Below are 5,376 nucleotides of genomic sequence, written 5' to 3' on the forward strand. Positions count from 1 at the left end.
AAATCCCTCGTCCAGTCCTCGCGCTGCGTCAAGGATCTAGCCATGCGCCCCGTTGGGGCGTCCTTGTCACATCCCTGCGGCTGGCCGTTGGGGGTGGGGTTCTCTGCCGTCCCCAGATGGCTGCCCCGCTTTCCCGCTCTGCTCTCCGTGCCCGCGATGCCCTGGTCCTCGAGCACCTCTCGCTGGCTGATGCCGTTGCCTCAGCTGTAGCCCGCCGCTTCTTCCCTTTGGTTGAGCGGGAGGATCTGATCCAGGTAGCCAGAGAAGCCCTGCTCCGTTCAGTGCTGCGCTGCAAAGCAGGTGAGCCAGCTGAGCCCTATCTGCGCCGCTGCATCTCAGGTGCCCTGCAGCATCACCTGCGCGATCGGGTGCGGCTAGTGCGCATTCCACGCCGGCTGCATGAGCAGGGTCAGTGCCCTTTGGGTCACATCAGCCTTGATGGCCACGCCGCTGGTGAGCCGTGCCTGCTCGATCAGCTGGCCAGCCCAGAGCAAGAAGCAGCCGGGCCCGCTGATGATCTGGCGCTGGAGCAGCTAGTAGATCAGCTGCCTGCCGCACAAGCCACGGCCCTGAGGCTCACCATCCTTGAGGGCCTGTCACTGCGGCAGGCGGCAGAGCAGCTGCAAATCAGCGCCATGTCGGTGCAGCGGGCCCAGAAGAAAGCGCTTGAGGCTCTGCGGCAGCAGCTGAGCTGAGCTTTTCAGCCTGTCACTGCTGCTGTTCCTCCTGTTGCCAGGACCGACAAGGGCACCAATGCCACTGCCATCAAGAACCAGCTGGGGTTTGTTATTCGCAGGTAGGTTGCGTGGCTAGGTGCTTGCAGCGCTGATGCTGGCTGCAGTTACCCAGCGGCCTAACCATGATCCGCATCGTGATCCAGTGGCAAGACCAATTTGCCCATTGGCAGCGCCTCCAGGAAAAGCACAACCAGGCCGATGCTTACCGCACTGCTCAGGCCCGCGCCCGCAGTACGGGCAAGCGCCATCGCCTGGTCGATGAAGCTGGACGACTACTTGATCTATTGGAGTCTTAACTCATGACAGTTCCAGTCAAAAAAAGCATTGCAATTGCCATAGCCGCCGCAGGGTTAGTAGCTGGCGTTATTGGTGCCCGGTCATGGACCCAGAAACCGCCAGTGGAGGTGCGCGCCCTTGAGACCGTGTTGCGGCGTCTAAGCCGTGGCAACGACCTAGGCAGCCAGCCGATCGCTTTCATGGTGGCTAGCGGTAGCTACACCGCCCAACTTGCCGAGCAACGGGGTCTTTGCAAGCCTGATCAGTGTCAGATGTTTACCCAACTCAACCCTTACCAACGCTATGGCAATGGCTGGGACGAACTAATACGCCAGGGTTACACCCTTGGCGATATCGAGGGTTGGGCGGCGTCCAGCGGCACCGTAGTAATACCGCGTGCCACCTTCCGCGCCTACGGCCCCCACACCGGTTATTTGGCATGCACGGTGGCTCACGAGATCGCGCACATCAGACGCCATCACATCTTTGAGCAGAGCTATCACCTAAATCACAACCTCAAAGGCCAGCCAGAGGAGCAAAAAAAGCTTGCGGAGATGAAACGCTCGCGCGAGTTCGAGCTGGAAGCTGACCGTGATGCCGCCACCATGCTCAGCCGCGCTGGCTACCCCGGCCGTGTCTGCCAGCAAGAGCTTGAGTTCATGCACCGCTCCGTCGGTGATGGCTCGATTACCGAGCCCGAGTCAACCCATCCCGGCTATGAGGAGCGTCTTAAAGCCATGCGCGCTCACTACGACGCCATGGAAAAGCAACCAGCCAAGACGCAAGCAAATACCCGCGCCAGCTATAGCTACGACCGCTCTGACAACCTGCTCACCTTGACCCCGCAGCAACGCTGACCAGCTTGCCCTCCCTATGGTGATCGGCCACAATGCTGAACCCAGCTCCGGGCAAGTCGTCGTTGCCTGCCAAGTTAGCTTTCTGATGCGGCCGCTACTTCGTCAGGGGGAGCAGTGGTTACTTGAGCCGGTGCGGCCTGGAGAATCAGCAATTCCTTTGGCCCTGGAGCCTTTGATCGCTCAGGGCTCATTGGCGTGGTGGTGCATGCGGTGCATCACCTCAGCAAGCCGCGTTTGAGGAAGATCTGACGGCCGGGTAGAGCCTTGGTCGTGGGGATGGTCACGACAACGGCCCGAAGGTGGAACCATGCTATGGCGCGGTAACTGTTCCTCAACAGCTCCGCGCCACCCCAGAAACTTGGTGCGCCGAATTCGGCAGCGCCTGAGCATTGAGAACTGGTGGCACTGGCCCAGCGATGCTGAGTTGGGTGAGGACGCCCGTCGCTAGATCATCCGGGTCGGGCTCAGGCGCTACCGCTTGATCCGCCATGAGTTCGGGAGCCCTACGAGATCAAGTGATACCGGCCCTGGGAGTTGTGACGAACGCCGCCTACGCGCCTAAACAAGACGTCTAGGCAGCTCTAGCTGGGCTGCCCTGCGAAGGGCTCTGTCCAAACCCTGTCCAGCCTGGAGGAGAAGCCAATCGGCGAAAAGTCAATCGGGGCGAAAGGATTCGAACCTGGGCCCTAGTGCTCGCAGAGAAATATTGCGCGTAGTTAACGAATACAGCTAAAGCACCGTGATGCGTGAGGTGATCTGCTCCAGGCTCAGCAGAGCAGTCTCAAGGACTTCTGCAGAGATCACTGCGATGGACAGGGCAGTCATCGGTCTTGTGGCGAAAGCACACAGTGCTCCCACAGGCATCCGGCCCAGAACTATGCACCCACTGCATAAAAGACAAAACCTAGCGCTGTAGGCTAAGTTGGTGGGAAGCATCAAGACTGAGCGAAGGCATCCTGGTAAGCGTAAAGTGCCATTAGTGACTAGTCTTGACAGATAACCTTGCAAGGCCTAATATTCAGAAAGATTTATTTTAAGTGATGAGTTCAAGGTCTTGGTTGACATCGCAGATGCTTGCCGTTGTCGTGGCAGTTGCTCCGGCAGCGGCCATAGCGTCAACCACCGCATACGTGGGAGGCGGACTACTTAGTGGCACCGTTGAGGCGTGCCTCAAAGATATGAAGACGGCAGCGGACAAAAATGGATTTACAGAATCGCAAGAAACAATTATGAGTGACGACAAGAAGTCGGGTGATTTCCATGCTAACCACAAAAACTCACCCATGCATTTTACTGCCTTTTGCTCTCCAAAAGCAGGAGTATGGTCTATGAGCGTTAGCGGCATCGATAATGACATGACGTTCGAAATGTACGGGAAAGTGTTGGATGCAATTCCGTAAGCATGTCTCGCTGATGCCTGTGATTCTGGGCGCCATTGCCAAATAACCAGTCCTGACGCGATCCCGGCAGGGCGCCAAGATGTTTAGCAATGTGGAATGCGGTCCAGCGCATCCAACAGGAAAAACCTCATCACTCTTGGTCCCAACTGCGCAGCTTTCGTTGGGACCATGTTGATGTGACCTACTGGCAAGTGCGGCTTAGTTGCGCTTGATCAGCGCATTGAGGAATCACCCACCCAGAAGCTGTGCGGATGGTGTCAGTGCCATCACAAAGGCGCCGCAGATCAAGGCCAGCAGGGCGATTAAGAAGGTGGGGGATATGACCCTGCTTCCCTGGCCAGAAGCAGGCAGCTGAGCCGCCCAGATCTGTCCTGTCCTGACCTGCAAAACTTGGACTGGCCCTAGCTGGGTCGGCTTCCGGTGGGGCTTACTCCGGGTCCTCTCCATTGTGCTTCCTTCTTGCGTCAGTACGCCTCTGGGATCGGTCCCATCGCTGCGCCACACCTGGCGCCGAATCCCATGGCCACCTATAGCGCCCAGTCCAAGTTCTGCCGGCCAGAAGAAGATCCCTTCCTGCTGCTTGATCGCGCTTCGCGTTCTATCGAGCAGCTGCTGCGCCGTGATCTGCCGCTGCGGCGCACCTGGAGCGAGCAGCCCTATGGAGAAGAGGAAATCACGCTCCTAGAAGAGGAGGTGCTGCCTGCCATCGCTAAGTGCCTGGCCCGAATCGATGCCATCGATTCAGCTCTCAGCGCCGCTGGAGAAGAGCTTTATCGCCAAGAGGTATTAGCAGCTGCTCAGAAGCGCCGGGTTCTGCTCCCTGGGGAGGTGGCGCTTATCTGAGCCGGCAATCCAAGGGCCAGTTTTGCTGGCCCATTTTTTGCTGGCTGACGCCAATCAATTCAAACAACGGAAATTCGGTTGTTTGAACCAGAGCTCTGACACAGCCAGTTTTGGAGAGGGCCTCCTGCCCCCCAGCTGGGCACTAATGCGTGACTGACTGACACCGGATGCCTGTAATCAAGGTGCTTTTTCTTGCCAGTTAGCAGGACCGCATCCCTAGAGACCTTCTCACCGCGCTCCTACTGCGTAGAGGCAGCAATCAGCTCCGCTTGCTTTGGTTGATCCCGGACGTAGCAGCCGGCAGGCGGACAGAACCAGCACAGTTGGCTTTGGGGCACTGCTGGTAATTCGTCGAGCACCCCTTGCAGGTTGCCCTCACTTGCTCGCAGCAGGAAAGGGCTACGCAAGTGGCTACGCCACCCTTGCCTGCTGCTGCGCCGTGGGGCGTCACCTGGGGGTTCCTCGCCAAAATTTCCATGGCAGCTCCACAAGGCCCCGTCTGCAAGATCCGCCTGCTGATCGTCCATCGCTATGCGCCCGGAATCAAAAAGAGCGGCGCTCAGCCCTGCACTGTTGAGCACTTCGGAAGGCGCGGTAAGCCCGTCAAGAAGATGCGGCTAATCCCTGCTGAAAAAGCATTTGCCTTTGCACGCAAGTTCCAGGGCCTCCCCGGCGTCACCGTCTCAGTCTGCTAATCCCACCCTGGGGGGCCATCGGCCCCCTTTTATTGGGGTGCTGGCTGGTGGCAGGTCTAGCGGGCAGGGGAGCAGAAGAGAGCAGTAAACAGACCAAAGCAGCGGCCTTGCTTGCTCCACCCGCTCCCGCCTGGTCGGGGTTGCGCGGCGTTTGTGCCCGCTGAATAAACCGTGCAAACCGTGCACATAAACTGTGCAAGCCGTGCAAACCAGGCACAGACACAGACCTATTGGACAACAGCGAGTCAGGGGATTCCACCGCTCCCGCCTGCTCGGGTTCCATTGCCCCTTCTGCACACTTGTCAGCTGGAAGTAGAGCAGCGGGCTGCCTGCTCCAGCCGCTCGCTCCCGCTCGGGCATTCCGCATAGGCCCGTGCCCGCGGGGAAACCTGGCAGCTGCAAAGGCCTGAACGACAACTACGGCGACTACAGCCTCTCCCGCCTGGTCGGGCTTCCGTTTGCTTAACCGTCTCCGTCGATTCAGCACCTCAGCTGGGTGGAGGGGGCCCATCGGCTCTGCAAAACCGCTCTCCAGTTTTCCCCGCTTCTCGGGGTGTCTGCCGACAAT

General features: G+C 58.9%; 6 protein-coding genes. All 6 read left to right on the top strand.

From position 1 onward, the window contains the following. The coding region (locus KBY85_RS15700; protein ID WP_315860000.1) for a sigma-70 family RNA polymerase sigma factor at positions 1-695 on the top strand (695 nt) is incomplete at its 5' end. Positions 696-859: 164 nt separating this feature from the next. Further along, positions 860-1,033, top strand: coding sequence for a hypothetical protein (locus tag KBY85_RS15705; protein ID WP_254962396.1), 174 nt, complete (start codon positions 860-862; stop codon positions 1,031-1,033). Between the two features lie 3 nt (positions 1,034-1,036). After that, positions 1,037-1,870: a M48 family metalloprotease gene (locus KBY85_RS15710; RefSeq protein WP_254962397.1), complete on the top strand. Its 834-nt coding sequence runs from the start codon at positions 1,037-1,039 to the stop codon at positions 1,868-1,870. A gap of 1,070 nt (positions 1,871-2,940) precedes the next feature. Continuing rightward, positions 2,941-3,270, top strand: a complete 330-nt coding sequence (locus tag KBY85_RS15715; protein ID WP_254962398.1) for a hypothetical protein — start codon at positions 2,941-2,943, stop codon at positions 3,268-3,270. Positions 3,271-3,789: 519 nt separating this feature from the next. Next, entirely contained in the window at positions 3,790-4,113 is a 324-nt protein-coding gene (locus tag KBY85_RS15720) for a hypothetical protein (RefSeq protein WP_254962399.1), read from the top strand. A gap of 362 nt (positions 4,114-4,475) precedes the next feature. Then, positions 4,476-4,808: a hypothetical protein gene (locus KBY85_RS15725; protein WP_254962400.1), complete on the top strand. Its 333-nt coding sequence runs from the start codon at positions 4,476-4,478 to the stop codon at positions 4,806-4,808. Positions 4,809-5,376: the final 568 nt, after the last annotated feature.

Source organism: Cyanobium sp. BA5m-10 (assembly GCF_024346255.1).
Lineage (GTDB): Bacteria > Cyanobacteriota > Cyanobacteriia > PCC-6307 > Cyanobiaceae > Cyanobium_A > Cyanobium_A usitatum.